Genomic DNA, 22710 nt, shown 5'->3' on the forward strand with positions numbered 1-22710 from the left:
TTTACTGTCACGGCAATAATTGTGCCAGCCGTTCAACAATAGCCGCAGCCGTATCCGCTTTACTCATTTGCGGTAAAGCCGTTTCCTGCTCGTCATCAAGTAAAATTACCTGATTGGTCGTTTTACCCATAGCCTGACTCACATCATTGGCTACCAGTAACGGCACACCTTTTTTCAGCCGTTTAACACGCGCATGTTCCAGAACATGCTCACTTTCTGCTGCAAAGCCGACACAGAAAGGAGCATCCGGCCGGCCGGCTACAGTTGCCAGTATATCGGCATTTTCAGTCAGTTCGATTACAGGAACAGCCTGCCCCGGCTGTTTTTTCAGTTTTTGTACACTGCGGTTTTTTACTTTGTAATCAGCCACTGCTGCTACAGAAATAAACACATCCTGCTGTGGCAATAAACGCTCGACTGCATTCAGCATAGAATCTGCGCTGACAGCCTGTTCAGTGTAAGCCAGCCCTGCTGCCACTGACGTATTAATCTGTCCGTAAACCAAAGATACACTTGCTCCGGCCGCACGGCAGGCACGTGCCAGAGCCATACCCATCTGTCCGCTGGAAATATTGGTAATACCGCGTACCGGATCAATGGCTTCAAAGGTTGCCCCGGTTGTAATCAGCACACGTTTACCAGCCAGCACCGGCAGTGTCCAGACATCTGCCAGCAATTCCGCCAGTTCAGCCGCTTCCAGCATGCGTCCGCTGCCAGTTTCGCCGCAGGCCTGCTCACCGACTGCCGGTCCGAGTATTTTTATCTGATCCTGACGTAATAAAGCCAGATTGCGCTGATTAGCCGGATTATTCCACATCTGTACATTCATTGCCGGCGCAACAGCCAGCGGACAGGTACGGGCTGCTATCAGAGTTGTCAGCAGATTATCAGCCATTCCGTGCGCAATTTTCGCCAGCGTATTGGCAGAAGCCGGCGCAATCAGCATCACATCTGCCTGACGACTCAGATTGATATGAGCCATCCCGTTGCCGCCGGCAGCATCATGGGTATCCAGCAATACCGGTTCTCCGCTCAGTGCCTGAAAAGTAGTGGGACTGACAAAATCAGTAGCTGCCTGTGTCATCACAACATTAACCTGATGTCCTGCTTTTTTAAGCAGCCGCACCAGTTCACAACATTTATATGCGGCAATACCACCACAAATACCCAGCAACACCTTTTTCTTCATTACTTTTACATCCATCGTCATGACCGGCCGTAAACAGATATCTACCGAATTTTCATTTAACCCAGTCAGAAAAAAATAAAACAAACTATTTGATTATAAGGAAAATTTTTTGCATAATCCATTTATACTCATATTCACATTTTATAATTGAAATCAGTACAATCTCATTATCAGATACAACCGCTGAGTAGATCAGGTTTAAATGAATATAGCAGCCAATAATTACATGATACACTAGGCAATATTCAGCCTGCCAGACAGCATGTTCTCTGTCAGACCGTACTTTAGCTCAATCCTAACAAAATTTTATTCAATTTAAAAAGTACCGCTAAATCCCTGTTTACATACAAAGTTATACTCTAAGTGGAGAATTTAAACGTATTAACACTTAAATTTCATTGCCCCATACTAAATGCTTGCATACAATGCGTCCCCTAAAGCAGGAGCAGAATCGTTTTTGCACCGTTCTTTAAACATTACAGTAAACATCCATATGCCGAGCATTGGCTGGAACGATTTTTCTGGAGTAACCTTTAATTATGAGCGAAAACGCAATCACCAGACCCGGTGCCGATCCAGCACATTACTTACAGATTAAAGACATCGTCAAGACCTATGGCGATAATTACGCCGTAGACCATATTAATCTGACCATCAAAAAAAACGAAATATTCGCCTTGCTCGGCAGCTCCGGCAGCGGTAAATCGACTTTATTACGCATGCTCGCCGGTATGGAAACACCAACTCAGGGACAGATTATCCTTGATGGTGAAGATATTACTAAACTGCAACCCTACGACCGTCCTATCAATATGATGTTTCAGAGCTATGCCCTGTTTCCGCATATGACGGTCGAACAAAACATCGCTTTCGGATTAAAGCAGGATAAACTGCCCAAAGATGAAATCAGTGCGCGGGTGGAAGAAATGCTGCGTCTGGTACAAATGAGCAAATACGCCAAACGCAAACCTCACCAGCTTTCCGGTGGTCAGCAGCAACGCGTTGCGCTGGCACGCAGTCTGGCAAAACGCCCTAAATTGCTGTTACTGGATGAGCCTCTGGGCGCTCTGGACAAAAAACTGCGTCAGCAAACCCAGCTGGAACTGGTGAATACTCTCGAAAAAGTAGGCGCTACCTGTATTATGGTTACCCATGATCAGGAAGAAGCCATGACAATGGCTTCACGTATTGCCATCATGTCGGACGGACAGTTGCAACAGGTTGGCACACCTTCTGATATTTACGACTATCCGAATAGCCGCTTTACAGCTGAATTCATGGGCGAAACCAATATTCTGGAAGGCAAAGTGACTGAAGACGGTGCCGACCATACCATTATTCACTGCCCCGAAATGCAGCAACTGGTTTATCTTGGTCACGGTATCAGCGGACCGGAAGATCAGAAAATCTGGCTGTCTATTCGTCCTGAAGATATCAACATCTATCGCGAGCAACCTCAGCAGGAATATAACTGGTCAGCCGGAATTGTCAAAGAAATTGCTTATCTGGGCAGTTTTGGTATTTTTCATATCCAGCTGCCTTCCGGCAAAATTATTAAAAGTCAGGTGTTATCCTCATACTGGGAACAATACAGCATTCCTATGCCCACCTGGGAAGAAAAAGTTTACATCAGCTGGCCGGATAATCAGGTCAGTCCTCTGACCCATTAATTGGCGCGGGAGCTTAAACATGAACTGGTTTAACCGCCTCAAAGGCTTGCGCCCGACACAGGGACTGGTTGTCGGCATCCCTTATATCTGGCTACTGGTACTTTTCCTTATCCCGTTTTTTATCGTACTTAAAATCAGCTTTGCCGAACAGGATATTGCTATCCCGCCCTATACTCCGCTGTATCATGTAGATGCTGAAATGGGACGGGTAAATATTCTGGTCAGCTACCAGAATTATGCCGACATTTTCAATGATTTCTGGCATTCTCTCGGACAAATGTTTATTGGCAATCTAGGCGATAATATTTACCTGCTGACTTACTGGTTATCAATTAAAACAGCTTTCACTACGACACTTATCTGTTTGCTGGCAGGTTATCCGATAGCCTATGCCATCGCCCGGGCACCGGAAAAAATCCGTAACGGTCTGCTGCTTACCATTATGCTGCCTTTCTGGACATCATTTCTGCTGCGCGTATATGCATGGATGAGCCTGCTCGGCCATAACGGTATTATTAATACTTATCTGATCAAATGGGGACTCATCAACAACCCGATGAATATGCTATACAACTCATTCTCACTGAATCTGGTTATGGTATATACCTATCTGCCCTTTATGATTCTGCCTCTGTACACTCAGCTGGTAAAACTGGACAACCGCCTGCTGGAAGCCGCTGCCGATCTCGGTGCCGGTCCTATTAAAGCGTTTGTTTCCATTACTCTGCCACTATCCAAAGCCGGGATTATCTCCGGTTCGATGCTGGTCTTTATTCCGGCAGTTGGTGAGTTTGTGATACCCGAACTGATAGGCGGACCAAAAAATCTGATGATTGGTAAAGTACTGTGGCAGGCTTTCTTCGATCAGAATAACTGGCCGCTGGCGTCAGCAGTTGCTGTCATTATGGTGCTGTTACTGGTGATTCCGATTACCTTGTTCCATCGTTATGAAAACCGGGAAATTGAAGAAGGAGCCAGCCATGCATAAAAACATATCATCCTGGTTTCTCAGAGTAATGCTGTTTCTGGGGCTGGCATTTCTGTATATACCCTTGGTTGTCCTGATTATCTACTCATTCAACAATTCGCGACTGGTCACTGTCTGGGGAGGTTTTTCCACTCAGTGGTACAGTAAATTATTACAGAATGAACAGATACTTGATGCTGCGTGGCTTTCAGTACGCATTGCTCTGTGCTCGGCGGCAGCCGCAGTCATTCTGGGAACACTTGCCGGCTATGCACTAGCCCGCATCAAACGTTTCCGTGGTAATACCTTGTTTGCCGGTATGGTTTCTGCACCAATGGTTATGCCGGACATCATTACCGGTTTGTCCATGCTGCTGTTAATTATTCAGGTACAGATATTGTTGCAAAACAGTGTTTTTAGCTTTCTGTATTTTGAACGCGGCTTTTTTACTATCTGGCTTGGTCATACCACCCTGTGTATGGCCTATGTAACTGTTATTATCCGCTCACGTTTATCTGAGCTTAATCAGTCACTGGAAGAAGCAGCCAAGGATCTTGGTGCAAGGCCATTAAAGGTATTTTTTCTGATTACACTGCCTTCAATTGCTCCGGCTATTGCATCTGGCTTTCTGCTGTCCATTACACTGTCGCTGGATGATTTAGTCATTACATCATTCCTGTCCGGTCCGGGTTCCTCAACCTTACCAATGATTATATTTTCAAAAATCAAACTGGGTCTGGATCCGCAAATGAATGTACTGGCCACCATCATCATTGCACTGGTAGGTACACTGGTTATTGGTATTAATTACTTTATGATGCGGCAAAATACCCGACGTGAACGGGAAATGGCAGAAGCCTATCGACAGAGTCAGTTACTTGAGGCTAACAAATAAAAATGCATACATGGCAGCTATCTGATTTCGGTTAGCTGCCAATTTTTCATCTTCCTAATCAGTTTAATCATGTAACTATGTCTACCCATATGCCACCAGATACAGAACGCATTGACAGCTACTATACAGCCAGCTGTAATGACCACAGCCACTATCCAAGTTTAACAGGTACTGTTGAAGTTGAAACCTGCATCATTGGTGGCGGGCTGAGCGGAATTGGTACTGCATTGCCATTGGCACAGCAGCAGCATAGTGTAGCACTTATCGAAGCCGCCCGAATCGGTTATGGCGCCTCCGGCCGTAACGGCGGTCAGGTCATTTATGGTTACGCTGCTGAAATGAGCAATCTGGCCGGCATGATCGGACTGAAAAACGCACAAACACTCTGGCAGTGGAGCCGTGAAGCTGTCACTCTGATTGAACAACAGATTCAAACCTACCAAATCAGCTGTGACTGGCAACGCGGTTACGCTCATGCAGCCATCCGACCACGCCAGCTGCGTGCCTTAACTGAATGGGTGAAAGAAGCTGCCGAACACTATCATTTTCATGATTATGAAGTATGGAATTCCAATCAGCTGCAACAGCAACTGGCCAGTGAACGCTATACCGGCGCGATTTTTGACCATCAGGCCGGACATTTACATCCACTAAACTACTTACTTGGACTAGCTCGTGCAGCTGCCCGTGCCGGAGCATTGCTGTTTGAACATTCCCCTATGCTTTCGCTGGAAACATGGCAGCACGGATACCGGATTACCACACCAAACGGAAATATCATTGCTAAAAATCTCGTGATTGCCGTCAATGCCTTCACCCGCAGCCTCCGGCAGGCACCTATAAAGGCGCTCGAAGCCAAAATCCTGCCGGTAGGTACATATATGATTGCAACCCAGCCGCTTGGGGAACGTGGTCAGCAACTCATCAAAAATAACATGGCAGTATGTGATACCCGTTTTGTACTTGATTATTATCGCCTGAGTGCAGACAAACGTCTGTTATTCGGAGGTAAAGTCAATTATTCCGGTCGTGAACCCGGCCGGCAGCAACTCATTCAGAGTATGCGCCGTGATATGCTTAAAGTATTTCCACAGCTGGCTGATGCAGAAATTGATTATGCCTGGGGAGGTCTGGTTGATATCAGCATGAACCGCCTGCCCCATTTCGGGCGTCTTAACCCGCAACTCTATTTTTTACAAGGATTTTCAGGACATGGCGTGGCTGCTGCCGGTATGAGCGGGCAAATTATTGCTGAGGCAATCAGCGGCGATGACAGCCGCCTGTGCATGTTTGAAAAAATTATACATCACAACTTTCCCGGTGGCAGTTTACTGCGCCTGCCCATACAATGGGTAGGAACAGGTTATTACCGTCTAAAAGATTTATTACCTTAATTTTAAGAGTTATAAACTTAACTATAGTACAATCAATACCCGTTTTTGAATTCAAGCAACAGGCTTCATGACTGCTTCCGACTCTTCTGCCTTTTATCAGCATGCATTACAACAGTGCCTGCTCATACAAACCGGCCTGATGCAAAGCCATATACTGACTAACGGCGAAAAAGTATGGGTACGGCAAGCTGGTGCACGCAATAGTGCCTGGCGCTATCACTTATTAAAAATAGCTCAGAAAATAAGTGGTATTCACATGCTGCAACCTGTACCCAATTTGGGTGGAATACCTGCACTGCAAACCGAAGCATCCCGTCTGCGGGCTCTGGCCTCAGCAGGAGTGCGGGTTCCTGCCATTCTGGCGCAACAACCGGATGCACTGATGATTAGTCATATTGGCGATCACAATCTGGAAAAAGAATGGAAACACTGTAAGCATCAGCCTGAACTTCTGTTGCAACGCTGGCAGCTTGGTCTTAACGCCATCGAAGATGTACATAAACGCAAGCAATACCTGAGTGAAACTTTTGCGCGCAATATGATTTACATTAATCAGGACAGCATAGGCTTTATCGATTTCGAAGATGATCCTTTATCCGCGATGACATTAACGCAATGCCATTCCCGCGACTGGCTATGCTATCTGCACTCAGGTGCACGTTTAATGCAGGAATTCGGCGTAACTGTTCCGGCTAAAGAATTATGGCATAGCGTACTGCATAATCAACCTGATGAAGTAAGCAGTATTGTCAACAAAAGCTTACATAAAATCCGCTGGATGCGTCATCTAAAGGCTAAATTTTATGGTAAAGACACACTTAAGCTTGCCGCGATGGCCGGATACGCCTGAAATAAGCCCGGCTAACGCACAATCATGATCGATATTGCAAACTCAGGTATATAAAATAATTTTTCTCATCAAGCAAAAAAGCTGTAGCAACAATAACATGCTACAGCTTTTTTAAGCATTAACTGAATTCAGCTTGCAGCCCGCTGACAATGCATCACCATTTTCTGCAACATCCATGGTTCTAATAACTGAATATGCTTGTGCTCAACTTTTATCCAGCCTTCATGCTGAAATTTAGACAAAGTACGGCTTACTGTTTCCAGCTTTAGCCCCAGATAGCTGCCAATTTCTTCACGTGACATACGCAAAATAAAATCATTTGCAGCAAAACCACGAAAACTCAGACGATGAGATAAATTCACCAGAAACGCAGCCAGACGCTCTTCTGCACGCATATTACCCAGCATCAGCATCAGCTCCTGAGTACGCAGAATTTCCTGACTCATCAGACGATAAAAATGTATTTGTAATGAAGGCAAAATATTACCGGCATCTTCCATATTAGTGAATGGTAGCTCACATACCTCACTATCTTCCAGAGCTACTGCATCACAGCCATGAACATTATGACAAATACCGTCCAGCCCCAACAATTCACCTGACATAAAAAAACCAGTTACCTGATCTCGTCCGTCCCGGCTATTAACCATGGTTTTAAAAAAACCGGTTCGTATGGCAAATATTGCATCAAACGGTTCACCGGCACGAAACAGATACTCCCCTTTTTTTAAACGACGACTCTGACGAATAATCGCTCCTAAATCGGTTAGTTCCCGCTCTTTAAGCATTACCGGCATACAGAGAATATGCAAAGAACATTTTTCGCATAATTTCTGTACTATTTCACCCTGTTTATACAATCTAATCATAATATATTTAATAATTACTGATTACACTTTGCCCAGAACATCATATAACAAACATATTGATATAAATCAATTTTTTAAAAACTATCCAATATAGTATTGTTATAGACAAAGTGAATTGAATTTCCTTCAGACCCTGATTTAATAAAAAAATTGGCTTATTATGTTTTCACTGCTTTACTTTACTGCCGGATGTATTCTACCATAAATAGTTATCACTCCTATCTATTTCACCAGACCAACACAAGAATAACCATCATTATCCAATGAACACACCACGCATCAACATAGAATTCGACCGTACCCTTATTGCTTCCTTACCGTCTTCCGGCCCGCGTTATACTTCCTACCCTACAGCAGACCGTTTTAATACTTCATTCACCGCAACTCAGTTACAAACTGCTTTACAGCAAAATATTGGTGACAAACCAGTCTCCCTGTACGTACATGTGCCTTTCTGTAATACCATCTGTTACTATTGCGGCTGTAATAAAATTATTACCAAAGATACCAGCCGTGCCGATATATATATCCGGTATCTGGATAAAGAACTGGCACTGCTGGCACAAAACTGGCAGGGTAAACCGCTGCTGGCACAATTACATTTCGGCGGAGGTACACCAACCTTTCTGAATGATGACCAGCTCAGTCACATCTTTGCCAGTATCAGTCGCTACTTTACCCTGTCAGAGCAGGGTGAATATTCGATTGAAATCGATCCGCGTAAAGTAACAGCTGAAACTGTAGCTCATCTGGGCAGACTCGGTTTTAACCGGATGAGCGTCGGTATTCAGGATTTCAATCCGGCGGTACAACAGGCCGTTAACCGCATCCAGAGCGAAGCTGAAACCCGGACAGTTATTGAGGCAGCCAGAGCTAATGGTTTTCACTCTGTCAGTGTCGACTTAATCTATGGCTTACCGCACCAGACTGAAGCCTCTATGCGCTGCACACTGGATCACGTACTGACTCTGCAGCCGGATCGCATTGCCATGTATCACTATGCACATCTGCCACATCTGTTCAAACCACAGCGGCGTATTGACACATCAGCCGTACCCGACAGCAGTGTTAAACTGGATATTCTGCAAAATACCGTTCAATATCTGTTACAGCAGGGCTATATCTTCATCGGCATGGATCATTTTGCCAAACCTGATGACGAACTGGCCATTGCCTTATCTGAAGGCCGTCTGCAACGCAATTTTCAGGGTTACTCAACCCATGCAGACTGTGACTTAATCGCCATCGGCGTATCCAGCATCGGCAAAATCAACAATATCTACAGCCAGAATGAAAAAGAACTGTCTGCCTACTATCAGGCTCTGAATGAAAACCGCCTGCCGGTTATGCGCGGCTACCAGCTTAATGCAGACGACTTACTGCGCCGGCGTGTAATTCAGGATTTAATGTGCCGCTTCCAGCTTAATTACATTGATTATAGCCATGCCATGCAGCAGCCTTTTCAAACTTACTTTGCTGCTGAGCAGGCTGATTTACAGCACCTGCAACAGCTTGGCTTGCTCAATCTTACTGATCAGAATTTACAGGTAACACCCAAAGGGAGGCTGCTGATTCGCAATATCGCCATGGTATTTGACTGCTATTTGCGCCAGAAGCGCACCGAAGCCCAGTATTCGCGTACATTATAATAATCAAACCGCAACAGTTACCATCGTTTTATCAGCAAGATAAATAACGTTGCCAAAATTAATAAATACTGCAACTGTCCGTCATCGCCATTTACTTAACTGCAAACCAATTTTACTGTTTAAAATTAAACCAGTTCCCACGGTAAATCACACCGTTTATGAACTGGTTTTAATTTTTCTCATTACGCAATTGCTGAGCAGCCCAGCGTAAATCATATTGCCAGGTCTAAAGCATACTTCCGGATGCTTTCAACTCCTGCTCATATTTATTTACTGACATCCTTAGCCAGCCAACTCCGCCTAAGTACTTCAGTGCTTCAATCACCCTCTGGTAACCACTGGTTAATCCTCTTTATAATTATTCTGGTCATTTATGCCTGAACGATATATAAATTACTTAGTATCCTGAAAAAAGAACAGTCTGGCATCATTGAAATGTTTACTACACCTGATAAGCTGAAACAGTTTTTACATTACACATGCACTAGTACACTGCCTACTATACTTAATCAGCGCTAGGATGCATTACAGCATCTGCCCGTTAATTTTCGCTGCGCTGCGGTGCTGATGCCTGTTGACTGGAATCATGGTAACGCGCAAATCTGGCTTACTCAGCGCAGTCAGCAACTACGCCAGCACCGCGGACAAATCGCTTTTCCCGGAGGCAAACTGGAAAATAATGAAAGCAGTATCAATGCAGCATTTCGCGAAAGCGAAGAGGAAACCGGACTAATCCGTAATCAGTGGCGGCTGGTCGGAACCTTACCTCAATGTTATCTGCCCAGCGGTTTCAAAGTTGTTCCTGTTCTGGCCTGGACCAATTCATCTCTGCACTGGCAGCTCAACCCGTCAGAAGTCAGAGAAATATTCCCGGTACCCTTACCTGTTGTTCTGGATAGCAAGCTATACCAGCATAGTATTACTCAATATCAGCAGCTTAAGCTTAAGGTTTATCATTTACACTATCAGAACCGGCATATCTGGGGAGCTACTGCATGCATGCTATTACACCTGGCTCAGTGCTATCAGGTATGGAGCAGGCAAAACCATCAACACTAATCCAGTAAATCAATTCGTACTATTTCTCCGCATAACTGTCTTACCTGCTCCAGACAATGTGCCGGTTTCAGGGCCTGAAAAGCATAAGTAAGCTGTGCCTGAAAACTTCCGGCAGCTATTTCTTCGCCATCTCCAGCCACACCGCTGGGCATATCCAGCGCCACCTTAAACACATCTGCCTGAGAGACTGCATCAAAACAACGTGCAATAGCCTGAGGCAACTCACCATGGAAACCAGTACCATAAACAGCATCCACAACCAGATGCACAGACGGCAGCACAGTATGCAATTGCGAAACATCAATACAATCTACAGTAACCGGCAGACATTTCCGGTTGGCTTCTGCAAGAGCTGATAATTGCTGTTCCTGTAAAAACATAATCGTTACCGGCCAGCCATGTAAAGACAACACTCTGGCTAATACCAGCCCGTCACCTGCATTATTCCCTTTACCACACAGTATCAGTGTATGCTGCGGGGAACGAAACCGACATAATAAATCCTTCGCTGCACGACTTCCTGCATGTTCCATCATTCGGGCATAACTCAACCCTTTTCGATTCTGTGTATCCTCCCATGCTTTCATCTGTGCCACAGTCCAGACCGGCGTATTCATATCTTGTCCTTTAGCAGGAAAAACAGATTATTATCATACTTGGGTATTCCGGCGTTCAATCTGTACACCCACTTCCTTAATACCAGCAAGAATACCCGGCTTCACCACTTTTACCCGCACCCATAATGCCCCGTAACGGTCCAATATAAACTGCGCCACATACTCTGCCAGTGCTTCCAGTAACAAAAATTCCTGTTCAGCAAGTGCCTCTCGCAAATCATCAGCCACTCTGGCATAGTGAATCGTATCGTCAATATTATCGCTTTGCGCTGCCTGCTGAAAATCTGTACCAATATCCACATCCAGCAACAATGTTTGCTGTTGCTGCCGCTCCCACTGATATACCCCAATCAGCGTCTGCGCAGTCATGCCGTGTAAAAAGATAGTATCCATGTCCAACCTACTGAGCTAAAATGCAAACCCTCAGATTGTAGACTAAAGAAACCGCTTTATGGTCAATTACCTTGCAATTATCGGTGCCTATTTACTGGGTTCCCTGTCTTTTGCCGTTATTGTTTCACGCTGTATGGGTATGCCTGATCCGCACAGCTATGGTTCCGGCAATCCCGGTGCTACCAATGTTTTGCGTACAGGCAAAAAAAGTGCTGCTGCTCTTACACTGTTAGGCGATGCACTCAAAGGCTGGCTGGCCGTCTGGCTGGCAAAACACTATCAGACGGTCTGGCAACTGGACAGCAATACCATTGCCATAATTGCCGTAGTGGTTCTCATTGGCCACATGTGGCCGGTATTTTTCAAATTTAAAGGTGGTAAAGGCGTAGCTACTGCACTGGGTGTACTCCTGGCTTTATCATGGCCTACTGCACTTATTTGTGCAGCAGTATGGCTGATTATGGCCTTTGGTTTCAAAGTATCTTCACTGGCCGCATTAATAGCTACTCTGATCAGCCCGTTTGCTGCCTGGTGGTTTATGCCTCAGTTAAGCTGGGTAATTGCTGTTATAGTGATTGATATACTGGTTCTTTACCGGCATAAAAGCAATATCAAAAACCTGTTCAGCGGTCGTGAAGGTAAAATTGGCGAAACTAAATAATAAATTGACATAGCGACCATAAATAAAAAAGACAGTTTTCTCAACTGTCTTTTTCTTTATTTCAGGCGTATTACTTCAAATTTTGTTTTTGCTGCTTACGATTGCGCCTGCGCTGACGAATTTCAGCAATTTTACGTTTAAAAAACTGGATACGCTGACGCTTTTTCCACCAGTAATAGACTAGTGCCAGTGCACCAACACCAATCACAACATACACAACTGCCTGGAACTGATGCACCTTATGCATCAGCCAGTCAATATTTTCCGCACCATATTCACCCAGATACACCCACACGGGTACTGAAATCATTGCAGCCAGACCATCCATCAGCAAAAATTTCGGTATAGAAACTTTCCCGCTGATACCGGCGGTAATATAAATCGGGGTACGCAAACCGGGCAGAAAACGGGCAATAAATAATACCCAGCTACCATATTTGTCAAATTTATCCTGTACCTGAGCATAGCGCCTGGGCGTCATTACCCGCTGAACAAAACGAAATTTCAGAATACGATGCCCAAATACGCGTCCGGCACTAAACATCATACCATCACCTACCAGAACACCGGCCATACCTACCATAAACATGGTATGAATATGCGCATGTCCCAGTCCGGCAATAACACCACCGGCAACCAGCGTTACGTCTTCCGGTATCGGCACACCAAAGCCGCAGGCAACCAATACCAGAAATACCGCTGCATAGCCATACTCAGTAAAAAAAGCTTCCAGCAATGCAAACATAAAATGCCCGTTCTTCTTTTATTCCTGTCAGACAGATTTATTCTGCCAAACCTGTCTTAATTGCATTGGCAATTTTTTCAGCTGCCTGACGTGCCACTTCAGTCTGACGAGCTTCTACCATAACCCGCACCACCGGTTCTGTTCCTGACGGGCGAAGTACCACACGTCCATTATCTCCGAGCTGTTTCATCACCTCATCAGCTACCGGCGCCGCAATACTCTGCCAGTCCTGATCAGGCTTAATATGAACATTAATCATAGTTTGCGGAAAAGGCTGCCAGTCAGTAAGTATACTGGCTAAATCCTGCTGTAAAACCTGTAAGGCTGCAAAGACCTGTAAAGCTGCAATAATTCCGTCACCGGTATTATGCTTATCCAGACAAACTATATGACCGGAAGCTTCTCCTCCCAGTGACCACTGATGCTGATGCAGCTGTTCCAGAACATAACGGTCACCTACTTTAGCGCGGACAAAGTCAATGCCCAGCCGCTTAAACGCCAGTTCCATAGCAAGATTGGTCATAACCGTCCCCACTACACCGCCATCCAGACAGCCTGCTGCAGCACGAGCTTTGGCAATTACATAAATCAGCGCATCCCCATCATAGACTTTGCCGAATTTATCCACCATCATCAGCCTGTCGCCGTCACCATCCAGCGCAATACCATAATCGGCTTCATTCTGTAACACTGCTGCCTGCAGTGACTTAGTATATGTCGCACCGATTTTCAGATTGATATTATAACCATCCGGCTGATCGCCGATGCAGACCACATCTGCACCCAGCTCATGAAACACCTTAGGTGCCACAGCATATGCCGCACCATTTGCCGTATCTACCACCAGCTTCAAACCACGCAAATTCAAATGATTCGGAAAAGTAGATTTACAAAACTCAATATAACGGTCAACAGCACCATTTATGCGCCGTGCACGGCCAAGCTCGCTGGAGGGGACAGTTTTTACCGGCTTTTCCAGCTCTGCTTCAATTTCCAGTTCCAGAATATCACTTAACTTGACTCCGCCCTCTGCAAAAAATTTAATACCATTATCATGATAAGCATTATGTGAAGCAGATATCATCACCCCGCAATCCAAACGCAGTGCACGGGTTAAATAAGCCACACCCGGTGTAGGTAATGGTCCGGTAAGCAGTACATTTACGCCTGCTGCTGTAAAGCCCGCTTCCATTGCTGCTTCCAGCATATAACCGGAAATTCTTGTATCTTTACCAATCAGCACAGTAGGCTGATGATCAGTTCCATGTTGTACCAGTACATGTCCGGCAGCATACGCTAATTTCAGTACAAATTCGGGGGTTACCGGAAACTTACCAACTTCACCACGCACCCCGTCAGTACCAAAATATTTTTTTGCCATCACCTGCTCCGACCGATTAATTCAAGACTATTATTGTAGAACAGGCATAGCTGTTCAGTCAGTAAATAAAATGTTATTTGAAAACTATCCGGTTCACAATAAATCTGAATCCGATTAAATTCCACTCAGATTACATAATAAAAACCGCAGCCCGCGTCTGCTGGCAATCTGCAACCTATCTTATTAAATACTTCCGCCCAGGGCCGCCCATACCTGTAAAACCTGACGTGTTTCACGTACATCATGTACCCGTATAATTGCTGCACCACGTGCCACTGCTGCTACTGCCGCCACCACACTTCCAACAACCCGTTGTCTTGGTTCAGTTTCATCAGTCAGTAAACCAATCATAGTTTTACGTGATACCCCAATCAGTACCGGACAACCCGCGGCCGCATGCCAGTCTGCAAAGTGCTGCATTAATGCAATATTATGCTGAAGACTCTTACCAAAACCAAAACCCGGATCTATTGTCAGACGCAAACGTTCAATCCCAGCCTGTTCACACACAGATACCCGTTGCTGCAAATACTGACCAACTTCAGTAACCACATCCTGATATTCAGGATTATGCTGCATATTTTCCGGCTGTCCCTGCATATGCATCAGACACACACCAATATTCTGCTGCTGCGCAAGTAAATCCACTGCACCAGCATCTTCCAGTGCCTGAATATCATTTATTCCGTCAGCCAGCTGCTGCTCAAGTAACTGACGCATTACCCAAGTGCGGCGTGTATCGACAGTTAATGGTACATTCCAGGTAACCAACTCTGTTAATACCGGCTCAATACGCTTCCACTCATCCTGAGGTGAAACAAAATCAGATCCGGGACGGGAGCTCTCTCCGCCAATATCCAGAATATCCGCCCCATCTTTTAATAACTGTTCTGCATGCTTTAATGCCAGAGTCAGAGAAGTACTGTAACTACCACCATCTGAAAATGAATCCGGCGTTAAATTGACGATTCCCATAATTTTCGGCTGCGCCAAATCAATTTGAAAACGCCCGCACTGCCAGTAATTTTGACCAGAATTATTCATACTCAATCATAATCCCTTAACATTTATCAAATAATCATACAGCCTGTATTTGTGGTTAAACCCATAATACTAGCAATAAATTCTGCTCAGCCAGATAAAGATATTTCTCTTCACATCTTGATTTTTTTATCCGCAAAGTACAAATTCAGACTCACTTAAAATAACAAAAACATAAAATCTATTAAAAATCGTTGCAAATCAAAAAATATTGAAATTAACAAAGATATATTGAACTACAACCAGAATTGCTATCAGAACTAAGACAGAATACCTTGATGTAAAATAAATTGATAAATCTCAAGATTTAAATACCCTGTCATTATCTGAGTTATATAAATAATCCAGACTCCAATATAACCATCATAATTGCTCTGATTTCACATTTATAACTGATAATAATGAAGAAATATTCAATTTATAAATTCACCTATTTTAAAGCCAGCCAAATTAATTAATGAAAGAATATTTGCCTCATGGGAAATATTGATTTACTACTTTCATGAATGAACCGTTTGGCTGAATTTATCACACCAGCTTTTACCAGTATTTTATCATTTACATAATACAGAATCTTCCTGCCTTAAATTACCATGCTTTTCAACAATTCAGATAAACCAAAATAGCATATACCTATATACCAGAATAACTATTTTCAATATTACTATTATATTTTGTGCCTCTTATTTTAAGATAAAACATAGAAAAAACGGCAGCTATTGCTGCCGTTAAAAATCATATAACTACATTAATTAGTCCTGTGATTTCTGTTCAGGTGCAGATGCTTTAGATTCAGTATTATCCACATCCTCAGCCACAGCATCAGCTTTAGTTTCAGATTGAGTTGCTCCATCCGCTTTAGCATCTGTTTCGGTTTCAGCTACCGCATCAGTCTTAGCTTCAGTTTCAGTCTCAGCTAACGGCTGCTCAGTATCGCCATCCTTAACTATATTTTCACTGAAATCTTTTGGCGGACTAGGCTGCTTACCGGCCATAATTTCCAGCACCTGATCACGGTCAATGGTTTCCCATTCAATCAGAGCCTTAGCCATGGTATGCATCTTATCGCGATTCTCATCCAGAATTTTATAAGCAATTTCATACTGCTCATCAAGGATGCGACGTACTTCAGCATCTACTTCCTGCATGGTTTTTTCAGAAATATTTTTCGATTGCGTTACAGAGCGCCCGAGAAACACTTCATTTTCATTTTCACCATATACTACAGGTCCCATTTTTTTGGACATACCATAACGGGTTACCATATCACGCGCAATCTGAGTAGCACGTTCAAAGTCATTAGAAGCACCAGTAGACACACGACCAATAAACAACTGTTCAGCTATTCGACCACCAAACAGAATTGAAATCTCATTAAGCATCTGATCTTCATACATACTGATGCGGTCACGTTCCGGCAGCTGCCAGGTCAGACCAAGTGCACGCCCACGGGGCATAATCGTTACTTTATGTACCGGATCTGTAAAATCCAGTGTCTCAGCAACAACAGCGTGACCTGATTCATGATAAGCAGTGGCTTTTTTCTCATCCTCATGCATAACCATGGAGCGACGTTCAGGACCCATGTAAATCTTATCTTTAGCATCTTCAAAGTCACTCATGTCTACTTTGGTCTTATTCCGACGACCTGCAAACAGAGCAGCTTCATTTACCAGATTGGCTAAATCAGCACCGGAAAAACCAGGTGTACCACGTGCCAGCACAGGTAAATCCACTGATTTATCCAGAGGCACTTTGGCAGCATGTACTTTCAGAATCTGTTCACGTCCGCGGATATCCGGTAACGGTACCACTACCTGACGGTCAAAACGGCCAGGTCGCATCAGAGCAGGATCAAGCACATCCGGACGGTTGGTTGCCGCAATCACAATAACTGTTGTATTGCTTTCAAAACCATCCATCTCCACAAGCAGCTGATTCAGTGTTTGCTCACGTTCATCATTACCGCCACCCAAACCGGCACCACGCTGGCGGCCTACCGCATCAATTTCATCGATAAAAATCAGACAGGGAGCATTCTTTTTTGCCTGCTCAAACATATCGCGAACACGCGATGCACCCACACCCACAAACATCTCTACAAAATCAGAACCGGAAATACTGAAAAACGGCACCTGAGCTTCGCCGGCAATTGCTTTAGCCAGTAAAGTTTTACCTGTACCCGGTCTGCCACACATCAGAATACCGCGCGGTACGCGCCCGCCAAGCGTCTGATAACGCTGTGGTGCCCGCAGATAATCCACAATTTCCTGCACTTCTTCCTTAGCCTCATCACAACCAGCTACATCAGCAAAGGTTGTTTTATTAGACTCTTTATCCAGTAATCGGGCACGGCTTTTACCAAAAGAAAAGGCACCACCCTTGCCTCCGCCGCCTTGTGTGGAGCGCATGAAATAGAAAAACACACCAATCAGCAACAGTATAGGTAATATGCTGATAAACATATTAGTCAAAATACCCGGTTTTTCTTCCGGAATCACATTAACCCGAATATTTTTCGCTATCAGATTACTAACAAAATTATTTTCCAGCGGTGTCGGTGCGTTGGTAATGAAAGAAGATTTATCATGACGCTGGCCCTTCAGCTGCAGACCATTAATCACCGAACCTTCAATATTTACACTGGCAATCTCACCCTTGTTAACCTGCTGAATAAACTGAGAGTATTCAATTTGCTGTTTACTCTCTTTTTTCTCAGTAATGGCATTGAATGCGGCCATTAATACTAACGCCAGCACCAGCCAGACCAAAAGATTCTTTACGGTATTCCGCACTGTCAGAAACTCCTAAGGAGGTTAATTAATTGTTGTTCAGAATAGTTAATATAGCCAACATCTCACATAGCATTGGCTATAACTACTATTTTTTACCGCGACCAAGCAAATAAATTTCGCTCGAGCGGTCACGGGATGCTTTCGGCTTGCGAACCATTACCTGAGCAAAACAATCCTTCATAGCCTGCTGAAACTCTTGCAGACCTGCTCCCTGAAACACCTTCACCAGAAAATCACCACCCGGTTTGAGATGTGCCTGAGCAAACTCCAGACCCAATTCTGCCAGATAAAAACTGCGTGCCTGATCAGTAATGTTATTGCCAGACATATTGGGTGCCATATCACAAATTACAAGATCCAATTCACAACCATCCAGCAAAGTTTCAAACTTTGCCAGCACGTCATTCTCGCGAAAATCACCCTGAATAAAACGTACACCCGTCACTGGTTCCATAGGCAGAATATCCAGTGCAAATACCTGTCCTGCCGCACCAGCCAGCCTGGCCGCAACCTGCGACCAGCTACCCGGAGCACTGCCAAGGTCAGCCACTACCGCACCCGGTCGTATCAGATGATCCTTATCATTGATTTCCAGCAACTTATAGGCTGCGCGTGCACGGTAGCCTTCTTTTTGAGCCAGATGAACATAATGATCGTTAACATGCTCGTTGAGCCATGCACTGGAAGATTTAGAGCGAACACCCATGATGCAAATTCTTGAAAAAATCACCACATTGTATCGTGAAATTGATGCAGAATACAGCATTTCCCCTTATATAAAAGATAAATTCATCAGCATAAATAATTTTATCCGCCGGCTATACTCAGCAATTAATCAGACCTGTTCCTCAGGTTTTATTCCAAATCTTTTTTTGTAGTGTAAGTTATTCATCTGAATAGATTGACATAGTGAAACACCAGCGCACATATCTGATAAATTGTTTCATTAGCTGCACCAGAATAAAAGCTATAAGAGCGCATAGCGGCAGATAAGCAGGGGTTTCAATTCTGGTACTCAATGGCATGATAGTATCGGCCGTAGCAACATATGTTGCCCATGTATTTCTATCATTTTCCAGGTCAATAGTTTCAATCTCAATCAATTGAAGCTGTGGCTCCTCTTTAAGTACCTTATAACTGAAGGAATAATTACCATCTGATGATTTATCCTGCCCACTGGGGAATTTGGCCAGAAATGACGTATTTTCCGGTTTAAAATCTCTATTAGTACTATAATTTACCTGAGTAAAAGTACCATCAGACTGAAATACCGCAACTTCAAAAGGATAATGAGATTGGTTTTTGATGCTGCTTCTAGTATATATATGCGACACTAAATGCAGACAAACCACGCACAACCCAAGCCCTGCAACTAATCTGAAAATAAAGGTATCCAGAACTCTCAGTATGCCAAGGCACAAAATCTGCGAAAATTTCATAATTATAATGACTTAACGAAAAAGATATTAATTTTTGCTAACTAATTAAAATAGAATAAATATTACCAACAATAAACAAATATCACAGAAATTAAATATACCTGAATGTTTTATAAATTACTATTTTAATTAAAATAAGAAATATCTTATTAATATACTGATTTTGAATTTTTATTTTCAATACAAATATACAAGACCTCTCAACTATAAAAAATCGTCTGTCTCATTTAAAATAGCTCAACTCTGAATCTAACTTGAATAACAGGCTAATCAGATCGTAATTAATCCGGAAAGTAAAATGGCAACAGATAAATTAAACAGTAAAGAAAAAATGGCATTAAAAGCTCGTGCACATCAATTACATGCAGTAGTACTGATTGGTCAGCACGGACTGACTACTGAAGTAATCACCGAAACCAATCGTAATCTTGATGCACATGAACTGATTAAAGTACAGGTAGCAGGTGACGATCGTGCAGCGCGTATAGCCATTGCAGAAGAACTATGTAAAGCTACTCATGCCGAATTAATTCAGCATATTGGCAAACAACTAATATTATTCCGCCGCAAAGAGAATCCGGCAGAATAAATAAAAGCGATTCATTACATGAATCGCTTTTATTTTATCCGGCTAGTTTCTGTAAAACAGTAAACAATTTTTTAAATGCAGATAAATTAAATATAAAACACTTCAAGAATTTCATATTCGCGAATACCGCCCGGTGCCTGAACTTCTGCCACATCACCCTCTTCTTTACCAATCAGAGCACGTGCTATAGGTGAACCGACATAAATTTTAGCCTGTTTAATATCTGCCTCATCTTCACCCACAATCTGGTAACTCACTACTTCTTCGGTTTCCAGATCCTGCATTTTCACTGTAGCACCAAAAACCACCTTACCATCAGCATTGGTTTCTTTTGGATCAATAATATGCGCCAGGGAAAGCTTGTGCTCAATTTCAGCAATCCTGCCTTCAATAAAGCCCTGTTTTTCTTTAGCAGCTTCATATTCTGCATTTTCCGACAGATCGCCATGCGAACGTGCTTCAGCAATTGCTTCAATTACAGCCGGCCGAGCTACACTTTTAAGCTCTTGTAGCTCTTGTTTCAGCAAATTAGCACCAATTACGGTCAACGGAATTTTTTGCATCATATTTCTCCAAGATACCGCTGCAGAATGCATCAACGGTATTTCGTATTAATAACAAAAAGCAAGCCGCCCGATTTTGGCGGCTTGCGCTGTTCCATAGGTGCTATTTTAGCAGACCGGTATAAAATAGCAACGTTTATAACGACTATTTCATAGAATAATCAGCTAATTTAATTTGCCATAATATTCATCATCAATACTGCGGCTTTGTATGTTCATTAATCTGATTAATCGAACCAATCATCACCAGATTTATCTGAAGTCTAAACTTCATTTAAATATATTTTAATAAAAATATACATATTTTAATTATTTTATTAGTTTATGCCTCGGTTATCTAATCTTTTAGTTATTTCATAACATACAGTAAATCAATTCAGCTTGCTTTTATGAAGTTTAAAAAATTCAGTTTCGCCCGATAAGGAAAATCACTCAGATATAAATTTTTTGCTAAAATTCATCAGAACAAATTTACCAAAAGAATACTGCTGCTAACCATTTAAAAAATATATACATTGATTGGCTTGTTAATAAAATATTCAACATCACTACGCTAATTAGATTTAAATTAGGCTATTAGTATATCCTTTCGCTCTTGTTTTATATCTAATCAAATAATCCCGTTTAAAAATCCAAAATTATTTCAATATGAATCTATTTAAAACAAATAAAAATTTTGTAGCTATGCTATTAGTAATATTGTTATCTGCCTGTAATAAAACCAAATCATTAGAAGAAAGCTATAAAACAGATACTCTGAATGTAAATACAGAATTTATTACTGAAAAAAATATAAATTTAAATCAAATACAACAGATACCAGTTAATACTTTAGTATCAAAATACCCGCCATTAACAGATAGTACTTTTATTTTAGGCAAAGGAGATGGTGTGATTTCAGAATTCAGAATTGGTTTAAGAAACACATTTACAGAAAAAGAAATTGAAAACAGAGACATTCTAATCAGAGAAGTTACATGGTCTAGCAATAAAGATGAAAATTTAACTATCTGGTATGAGAAAAAACAGGATCAATGGGTTCTGGTAGACCATTTCATCTGGCATAAAGATGCTTTATTTTAAACATTTACTTAATCAATAAATATTAATTTATTATATAAATAATAGTCCAGACTATATCTTAAGAGCTAAATTTAATTATTTCATCTGATCGGTATCCAATCAACATAAAAATATATACTATCCAATCTAAGTATTAATATTTCATTAAATAAAATACCTTTCAAAGATATTTCTCTGAAAGGTATAAAATTGATTGATAAAAATCATCAGGTTTTTATCAGCTTAAAGTAGATTCAATGCTATTCTTTGTTATTAGAACGGAATATCGTCATCAATATCATCTACCGGAGCAGGAGTAGGAGCCGGTCGTGGTGCCTGACGGCGTGGAGCTGCCGGTGGCGGACTGGAAGCAGCAGGTGCAGCATCATAACCATCCTGATTATAGTTACCTCCCTGTGCATAGTTATTTCCGCCATTCATCTGATCATAGCTATTACCTGAGCCGGAAGCCCCGTCATTGCGGCTACCCAGCATTTTCATTTCACTGCCGATAATATCGTATGCGGTGCGTTCGATACCATCTTTACCGGTATATTTACGGCTTTGAATCCTGCCCTCAATAAACACTTGGCTGCCTTTACGCAAATACTGGCTGGCTATCTCACCCAATTTACCGAACAGAGTAATATTATGCCATTCAGTACGAGTCTGGCGTTCACCATTACGGTCACGCCACTGTTCATCGGTAGCTATGGAAAAATTGGTTATTGCATCTCCGCTGGGCATATATCGTGTTTCAGGATCACGACCCAGACGGCCAACCAGGATGACTTTATTAACAGACATGGTGGTTTCCTAATAATGAATACAGGCTGTCCAAGATGACAACCCATAATTAAAAGATTACAAATATCGCAAAAT

The 22710-nt window shown here is 42.8% G+C and carries 22 protein-coding genes; 10 read left to right on the forward strand and 12 right to left on the reverse strand.

Going from position 1 to position 22710, the window contains the following annotated elements; all coding sequences use genetic code 11:
• Nucleotides 1-7 precede the first annotated feature (7 nt).
• Nucleotides 8-1189, reverse strand: a complete 1182-nt coding sequence (gene coaBC / locus H3V01_RS06500; protein WP_198186451.1) for a bifunctional phosphopantothenoylcysteine decarboxylase/phosphopantothenate--cysteine ligase CoaBC — start codon at nt 1187-1189, stop codon at nt 8-10.
• A gap of 539 nt (nt 1190-1728) precedes the next feature.
• Here coaBC and H3V01_RS06505 point away from each other — a divergent pair.
• The 5 genes from H3V01_RS06505 to H3V01_RS06525 all read left to right on the forward strand — a co-directional run bounded on the left by H3V01_RS06505 (nt 1729) and on the right by H3V01_RS06525 (nt 6965).
• Nucleotides 1729-2859, forward strand: a complete 1131-nt coding sequence (locus H3V01_RS06505) for an ABC transporter ATP-binding protein (RefSeq protein ID WP_025331193.1) — start codon at nt 1729-1731, stop codon at nt 2857-2859.
• A 19-nt stretch (nt 2860-2878) separates the two neighbouring features.
• Entirely contained in the window at nt 2879-3847 is a 969-nt protein-coding gene (locus H3V01_RS06510; protein ID WP_078475665.1) for an ABC transporter permease subunit, read from the forward strand.
• Nucleotides 3840-4721, forward strand: coding sequence for an ABC transporter permease subunit (locus H3V01_RS06515; RefSeq protein WP_025331195.1), 882 nt, complete (start codon nt 3840-3842; stop codon nt 4719-4721). The genes H3V01_RS06510 and H3V01_RS06515 overlap by 8 nt, the downstream gene beginning before the upstream one ends.
• Before the next feature lie 77 nt (nt 4722-4798).
• The gene (locus tag H3V01_RS06520; RefSeq protein WP_232332606.1) at nt 4799-6115 is read left to right on the forward strand and encodes an NAD(P)/FAD-dependent oxidoreductase; all 1317 of its coding nucleotides are present in this window, start codon (nt 4799-4801) and stop codon (nt 6113-6115) included.
• Nucleotides 6116-6182: 67 nt separating this feature from the next.
• Complete coding sequence (locus H3V01_RS06525; RefSeq protein ID WP_025331197.1) at nt 6183-6965, forward strand: hypothetical protein; 783 nt, start codon at nt 6183-6185, stop codon at nt 6963-6965.
• A 128-nt stretch (nt 6966-7093) separates the two neighbouring features.
• Here H3V01_RS06525 and fnr read toward each other — a convergent pair whose 3' ends face one another.
• Nucleotides 7094-7834 carry a fumarate/nitrate reduction transcriptional regulator Fnr gene (gene fnr / locus H3V01_RS06530; protein WP_025331198.1) on the reverse strand — a complete coding sequence of 247 codons (741 nt, stop codon included), beginning with the start codon at nt 7832-7834 and terminating at the stop codon, nt 7094-7096.
• A gap of 263 nt (nt 7835-8097) precedes the next feature.
• Here fnr and hemN point away from each other — a divergent pair, with 263 nt between their 5' ends.
• Together hemN and H3V01_RS06540 are read left to right on the forward strand one after the other, a co-directional pair.
• Entirely contained in the window at nt 8098-9483 is a 1386-nt protein-coding gene (hemN, locus tag H3V01_RS06535; RefSeq protein WP_198186305.1) for an oxygen-independent coproporphyrinogen III oxidase, read from the forward strand.
• A gap of 567 nt (nt 9484-10050) precedes the next feature.
• Entirely contained in the window at nt 10051-10542 is a 492-nt protein-coding gene (locus tag H3V01_RS06540) for an NUDIX hydrolase (protein ID WP_198186306.1), read from the forward strand.
• Here the strand turns inward: H3V01_RS06540 and H3V01_RS06545 are convergent.
• Both H3V01_RS06545 and folB read right to left on the reverse strand, forming a co-directional pair.
• Nucleotides 10539-11159, reverse strand: a complete 621-nt coding sequence (locus H3V01_RS06545; protein ID WP_198186307.1) for an NAD(P)H-hydrate epimerase — start codon at nt 11157-11159, stop codon at nt 10539-10541. The genes H3V01_RS06540 and H3V01_RS06545 overlap by 4 nt on opposite strands.
• A 33-nt stretch (nt 11160-11192) precedes the next feature.
• A complete protein-coding gene (gene folB, locus H3V01_RS06550) occupies nt 11193-11552 on the reverse strand; it encodes a dihydroneopterin aldolase (RefSeq protein WP_198186308.1) in 360 nt (119 codons plus the stop codon).
• Nucleotides 11553-11610: 58 nt separating this feature from the next.
• Between folB and plsY the strand changes: the two genes are divergently transcribed.
• Nucleotides 11611-12213: a glycerol-3-phosphate 1-O-acyltransferase PlsY gene (plsY, locus tag H3V01_RS06555; RefSeq protein WP_078475673.1), complete on the forward strand. Its 603-nt coding sequence runs from the start codon at nt 11611-11613 to the stop codon at nt 12211-12213.
• 70 nt (nt 12214-12283) lie between these two features.
• Here plsY and H3V01_RS06560 read toward each other — a convergent pair whose 3' ends face one another.
• From H3V01_RS06560 to H3V01_RS06585, 6 genes are all read right to left on the reverse strand, one after another.
• Entirely contained in the window at nt 12284-12958 is a 675-nt protein-coding gene (locus H3V01_RS06560) for a DedA family protein (RefSeq protein WP_025331204.1), read from the reverse strand.
• A 37-nt stretch (nt 12959-12995) separates the two neighbouring features.
• Entirely contained in the window at nt 12996-14339 is a 1344-nt protein-coding gene (gene glmM, locus H3V01_RS06565; RefSeq protein ID WP_198186309.1) for a phosphoglucosamine mutase, read from the reverse strand.
• 183 nt (nt 14340-14522) lie between these two features.
• Nucleotides 14523-15383, reverse strand: coding sequence for a dihydropteroate synthase (folP, locus tag H3V01_RS06570; protein ID WP_198186310.1), 861 nt, complete (start codon nt 15381-15383; stop codon nt 14523-14525).
• A 749-nt stretch (nt 15384-16132) separates the two neighbouring features.
• The gene (gene ftsH, locus H3V01_RS06575) at nt 16133-18175 is read right to left on the reverse strand and encodes an ATP-dependent zinc metalloprotease FtsH (RefSeq protein WP_084552053.1); all 2043 of its coding nucleotides are present in this window, start codon (nt 18173-18175) and stop codon (nt 16133-16135) included.
• A gap of 85 nt (nt 18176-18260) precedes the next feature.
• Nucleotides 18261-18881: an RlmE family RNA methyltransferase gene (locus H3V01_RS06580; RefSeq protein ID WP_041880460.1), complete on the reverse strand. Its 621-nt coding sequence runs from the start codon at nt 18879-18881 to the stop codon at nt 18261-18263.
• Between the two features lie 178 nt (nt 18882-19059).
• Nucleotides 19060-19614: a hypothetical protein gene (locus tag H3V01_RS06585; protein ID WP_143555283.1), complete on the reverse strand. Its 555-nt coding sequence runs from the start codon at nt 19612-19614 to the stop codon at nt 19060-19062.
• Between the two features lie 298 nt (nt 19615-19912).
• Between H3V01_RS06585 and yhbY the strand changes: the two genes are divergently transcribed.
• The gene (gene yhbY / locus H3V01_RS06590) at nt 19913-20203 is read left to right on the forward strand and encodes a ribosome assembly RNA-binding protein YhbY (RefSeq protein ID WP_041881436.1); all 291 of its coding nucleotides are present in this window, start codon (nt 19913-19915) and stop codon (nt 20201-20203) included.
• An 86-nt stretch (nt 20204-20289) separates the two neighbouring features.
• Here yhbY and greA read toward each other — a convergent pair whose 3' ends face one another.
• Nucleotides 20290-20766 (reverse strand): transcription elongation factor GreA, encoded by a 477-nt coding sequence (gene greA, locus H3V01_RS06595; RefSeq protein ID WP_025331212.1) that lies wholly within the window; start codon nt 20764-20766, stop codon nt 20290-20292.
• 648 nt (nt 20767-21414) lie between these two features.
• Here greA and H3V01_RS06600 point away from each other — a divergent pair.
• The gene (locus H3V01_RS06600; protein ID WP_084586104.1) at nt 21415-21849 is read left to right on the forward strand and encodes a hypothetical protein; all 435 of its coding nucleotides are present in this window, start codon (nt 21415-21417) and stop codon (nt 21847-21849) included.
• A gap of 252 nt (nt 21850-22101) precedes the next feature.
• Here H3V01_RS06600 and H3V01_RS06605 read toward each other — a convergent pair whose 3' ends face one another.
• Nucleotides 22102-22635 (reverse strand): single-stranded DNA-binding protein, encoded by a 534-nt coding sequence (locus H3V01_RS06605; protein ID WP_174832060.1) that lies wholly within the window; start codon nt 22633-22635, stop codon nt 22102-22104.
• Between the last annotated feature and the right edge of the window lie 75 nt (nt 22636-22710).

The organism is Snodgrassella sp. M0351 (assembly GCF_016100575.1).
GTDB lineage: Bacteria > Pseudomonadota > Gammaproteobacteria > Burkholderiales > Neisseriaceae > Snodgrassella > Snodgrassella alvi.